At 60.1% G+C, this 5,006-nt stretch carries 4 protein-coding genes and 2 pseudogenes; all 6 read left to right on the forward strand.

Translation table 11 applies throughout. From position 1 onward, the window contains the following. A pseudogene (gene hisZ, locus I5W_RS33455) lies at nt 1–141 on the forward strand (ATP phosphoribosyltransferase regulatory subunit); the annotation flags it as partial. A gap of 17 nt (nt 142–158) precedes the next feature. Continuing rightward, a complete protein-coding gene (cmk, locus tag I5W_RS16165) occupies nt 159–827 on the forward strand; it encodes a (d)CMP kinase (protein WP_017454467.1) in 669 nt (222 codons plus the stop codon). Between the two features lie 303 nt (nt 828–1,130). After that, nucleotides 1,131–2,758: pseudogene (gene rpsA, locus I5W_RS16170) on the forward strand (30S ribosomal protein S1). A 13-nt stretch (nt 2,759–2,771) separates the two neighbouring features. Beyond that, nucleotides 2,772–3,077, forward strand: a complete 306-nt coding sequence (locus tag I5W_RS16175; protein WP_006462119.1) for an integration host factor subunit beta — start codon at nt 2,772–2,774, stop codon at nt 3,075–3,077. Between the two features lie 330 nt (nt 3,078–3,407). Further along, the gene (locus I5W_RS16180; RefSeq protein ID WP_017454468.1) at nt 3,408–3,734 is read left to right on the forward strand and encodes a LapA family protein; all 327 of its coding nucleotides are present in this window, start codon (nt 3,408–3,410) and stop codon (nt 3,732–3,734) included. Between the two features lie 16 nt (nt 3,735–3,750). After that, a complete protein-coding gene (lapB, locus tag I5W_RS16185) occupies nt 3,751–4,926 on the forward strand; it encodes a lipopolysaccharide assembly protein LapB (protein WP_044530000.1) in 1,176 nt (391 codons plus the stop codon). The last annotated feature ends 80 nt before the right edge of the window (nt 4,927–5,006 follow it).

Genomic DNA, 5,006 nt, shown 5'->3' on the forward strand with positions numbered 1-5,006 from the left:
GGCGGCGACGGCTTCTCCCTGGACCTGCGTGAACTGGCACGACTGATGCCGGGCGCAGAACGAAAACGCGCCATCCTCGCCCCTTGGGGTAGGGACGCCGGTCTGCGTGAGAAAATAGCGCAATTGCGGCAAGCGGGAGAGAATAAAGGGTTCAGGCCATGGAAAAAGCAAAGATACCGGTCATCACCATCGATGGCCCGACCGCCTCCGGCAAGGGCACCGTGGCGCAGAAGGTGGCCCGCGAACTGGGTTTCCATTATCTGGATTCGGGCGCGCTGTACCGCTTGACGGCACTGTCCGTGTTGCGGCGCGGCATCGCGCTCAATGATGAGCACGCCCTGGCCAAGGCGGCCGAGCACCTGCACTGCCACTTCGATGGTGCCCATATCTTCCTGGCCAATGAAGACGTGACCCAGGCCATCCGCGCCGAAGAGGTCGGCAATACCGCCTCCAAGATCGCCGCCCTGATCACCGTGCGTCAGGCCCTTTATGGCTTGCAGTTGTCATTCAGGAAACCTCCCGGGCTGGTGGCCGATGGTCGCGATATGGGTACGGTCATCTTCCCCACGGCCCGTTTGAAGGTGTTTTTGACCGCCAGTGTGGAAGCACGCGCCACAAGGCGCTATAAGCAATTGATTGACAAGGGTTTTTCTGCTAATATCGAAGACCTCTCCAGAGATTTGAAGGAGCGCGACGAACGCGACATGAATCGCTCGTCGGCCCCCTTGAAGGCTGCGGAGGGTGCATATCACCTGGATACATCCGACATGACCGCTGACGAAGCGGTGCAGCAGGTACTCAGCTGGTACGCTGCCCTGGGGCATTGAACACCGTTGCAATCTGCTTGAAACGGCCACTTCAGTACCCATCATGGGCAAGTCCTTGTTGTACCCGTAGTGCCATTGGTGCCCGGCAGATGCAAAGTCTGACGGGTGTTGATAAACCTAACCCAGTACCCATGTCGTCGGCGGCAACGAAGACGGCAGTGCAAGTCAGCCTGATTGCATCACACGGATACCGGCCAATCTTTCTTACTTTCTTTTATGTCTACCACTACCGTTATCGCTGCAGGTGTTGATACCTCCAGCGAATTTGCTGCTCTGTTCGAAGAATCGCTGTCGCGTCAGGACATGCGTTCGGGTGAAGTCATCTCGGCAGAAGTCGTGCGCCTGGATCACAACTTCGTGATCGTCAACGCCGGCCTGAAGTCCGAAGCCTTCATCCCTGTTGAAGAATTCAAGAACGACAACGGCGAAGTCGAAGTCAACGTCGGCGACTTCATCTCCGTTGCGATCGAATCCCTGGAAAACGGTTTCGGCGACACCATCCTGTCGCGCGACAAGGCCAAGCGTCTGGCATCGTGGCTCTCGCTGGAAAAGGCGATGGAGTCCGGCGAGATCGTCACCGGTACCGTCAATGGCAAGGTCAAGGGCGGCCTGACCGTTCTGACCAACGGCATCCGTGCCTTCCTGCCGGGTTCGCTGGTCGACACCCGTCCGGTCAAGGACACCACCCCGTTCGAAGGCAAGACCCTGGAATTCAAGGTCATCAAGCTGGACCGCAAGCGCAACAACGTGGTGCTGTCGCGCCGCGCCGTGATCGAAGCCTCGATGGGCGAAGAGCGCGCCAAGCTGATGGAAACCCTGAAGGAAGGCACCGTCGTCACCGGTATCGTCAAGAACATCACCGACTACGGTGCGTTCGTTGACCTGGGTGGCATCGACGGCCTGCTGCACATCACCGACCTGGCATGGCGTCGCGTGCGTCACCCGTCGGAAGTGCTGTCGGTTGGCCAAGAGATCACCGCCAGGGTCTGAAGTACGATCAAGAAAAGAACCGCGTCTCCCTGGGCGTGAAGCAACTGGGCGACGATCCGTGGACCGGCCTGTCGCGTCGCTACCGGCAAGGCACCCGCCTGTTCGGCAAGGTCACCAACCTGACCGACTACGGTGCATTCGTGGAAGTCGAACAAGGCATCGAAGGCCTGGTGCACGTCTCCGAAATGGACTGGACCAACAAGAACGTGGCCCCGAACAAGGTTGTCCAGCTGGGCGACGAAGTCGAAGTCATGGTTCTGGAAATCGACGAAGAGCGTCGTCGTATCTCCCTGGGCATGAAGCAGTGCAAGCCGAACCCGTGGGACGACTTCGCCATGAGCCACAAGAAGGGCGACAAGGTCAAGGGTTCGATCAAGTCGATCACCGACTTTGGCGTGTTCATCGGCCTGCCGGGCAACATCGACGGTCTGGTGCACCTGTCCGACCTGTCCTGGACCGAAGCTGGCGAAGAAGCCGTGCGCAAGTTCAAGAAGGGCGACGAGCTGGAAGCCGTTGTGCTGGCCATCGACGTGGAACGCGAGCGCGTCTCCCTGGGCGTGAAGCAACTGGAAGGCGACCCGTTCAACAACTTCGCCGCCCTGAACGACAAGGGTGCGATCGTGACCGGTACCGTCAAGTCGGTTGAGCCCAAGGGCGCCGTGATCCAGCTGACCGACGAAGTCGAAGGCTACCTGCGCGCTTCCGAAATCTCCCGCGACCGCGTGGAAGATGCCGGTACCCACCTGAAGGTGGGCGATTCGGTCGAAGCCCTGGTCATCAACATCGACCGCAAGGCTCGCAGCATCCAGCTGTCGATCAAGGCCAAGGACAACGCCGAGACCCAGGAAGCCATGCAGAAGATGTCGGCTGACTCCAACGCTGCTTCGGGCACCACCAGCCTGGGCGCGCTGCTGAAGGCCAAGCTCGACAACAAGAACTGATCTTCCGGTCACGATGACAAAGTCGGAGCTGATCGCCCGTCTGGCTGAGCGTTATCCGCAACTTGTTGCCAAGGATGCGGATTACGCGGTCAAAACCATCCTCGATGCCATGGTCGACGCCCTTGCGACCGGCCAGCGCATCGAGATCCGTGGTTTTGGCAGTTTTGCGCTCAACCGTCGTCCGCCGCGTATCGGCCGCAATCCCAAGTCCGGCGACAAGGTGATGGTCCCCGAAAAACGGGTGCCCCACTTCAAGCCTGGCAAGGAATTGCGCGAGCGCGTGGATGCGATGGTCGGCCAGCCAATCCGCGAGGATTGACCCGGCTAGGCCTGTGACCAGATAGTTCTTGCCGGGCGCAGATGAAGTTTTCTGCGCTCGCGAGCAGTAACATCGTTGAAAGCTGCACACTCGCACACTGCGAGGTGAACGGGTGTAAAGGCAGATCAACAAAATGAACGGCATCTTTGGATGCCGTTTTTTTTCACGTACAATCCCGATTTGCCCTGGAATGAACGGAAAAGCGCGCAAAATAGACGCGATTTTTCCGGCCAGCGCAATAATGCTGCGAACCGGTACCCAAGCTCGCTCGTGCTCAGTGCACAGCTTCGCCAGCGGGCAATACCACGACCCGCCAGAAAGGATTACGCCATGAAAATACTCTCCCGATTGATCGCGGCCATCCTGTTCGTGCTCTTCTTTTTCTTCGCGCTGCGCAATACCCAGGAAGTGACCCTGCATTTCTTCCTCGGCTATGAACGCACCGACCCGCTGGTGCTGGTACTGCTGGCCTTCTTCGTGATCGGCGCGGTGCTGGGCGTATTGGCCATGGCGCCGCTGGTGCTGCGTCACCGCCGGGAAGCTGCGCGCTACAAGAAGGCGCTGTCGCAAATCCAGAAGCAGCAGGAAGAAATCGCCCAGGTGCAGGCCCAGCCGCCGCAGCCTGACAGCGTGATCACCGCCCAGCACATCCTCTAATTACCCCTCTCTCTTTATGGAATTTGAATTTTGGTGGTTGCTTGGCATTCCGGTCTTCTTCGGCCTGGGATGGATCGCCGCGCGGGTGGATATCAATCAGTTGCTCTCGGAGTCGCGCACCCTGCCGCGCGGCTACTTCAAGGGCCTGAATTTCCTCCTGAACGAACAGCCCGACAAGGCCATCGATGCCTTCATCGAAATCGTCAAGCTGGACCCGGAAACGGTGGAACTGCATTTCGCCCTGGGTAACCTGTTCCGCCGCCGCGGCGAGACCGAACGCGCCATCCGCGTGCACCAGAATCTGCTGGCGCGTCCCGACCTGCCGGCCGAGCATCAAGGCCATGCGCTCTATGAACTGGGCCAGGATTACCTGAAGGCTGGCCTGTTGGACCGCGCTGAAGAAACCTTCAACAAGTTGATCGACACCCCCTACAGCGCCCAGGCCGGCCGTGCCCTGCTGGAAATCTACCAGCGCGAGAAGGAATGGGAACGCGCCATCTCCGCCGCCGAGATCCTGCAAGCCACCGGCGCCGGTGGCCGCCAGCGCGAGATCGCCCAGTTCTATTGCGAACTGGCCGCCGATGAACTGGTGCGCACCAATACCGACGCCGCCATGGCCTTGCTGGAGAAAGCCCTGGCCGCTGACCGCAAGAGCGTGCGCGCCACCATGTTGATGGGCGACGCTTTGCGCGCCAAGGGCGACATCGAGGGCGCGCTGGAAACCTGGCGCCGGGTCGAGCACCAGAGTGTGCCGCATACCGCCCTGGTGGCGCAGCGCCTGATGGATGGCTATATCACCGTGGGGCGTGGGCAGGAAGGGATCAACCTGTTGCGCGCCTACCTGGCCGAAGCCCCCTCGATCGACCTGCTGGAAGTGGTCTTCAAGGCCGTGCTGGAGGCCGATGGCATCGATGCCGCCAATGTGCTGGTGAGCGACGAATTGCGCCGTACTCCCACGCTGCTGGGCCTGGACAAGTTCCTGGAAGCGCGCATGATGAGTGCGCCTCAGACCGTGCGTCCCGAGCTGGCCGTGGTCAAGACCCTGGTGCATGGCTATACCCAGAAGCTGGCGCGCTACCAGTGCAGCCACTGCGGCTTCAAGGCGCGCCAGTTCTACTGGCAATGCCCTGGCTGCAGCCAGTGGGAGACCTACCCGCCGCGTCGTACCGAAGAATTGAATGTCATGAATTGAGGCCTGCAAAGGCCGTACTTGGAACCTGGATCTACCATGAAAATCACCATCATCGGCACCGGCTACGTTGGCCTGTACCG

It is taken from the genome of Herbaspirillum sp. B65, from assembly GCF_000333555.1.
Lineage (GTDB): Bacteria > Pseudomonadota > Gammaproteobacteria > Burkholderiales > Burkholderiaceae_D > Herbaspirillum > Herbaspirillum rubrisubalbicans.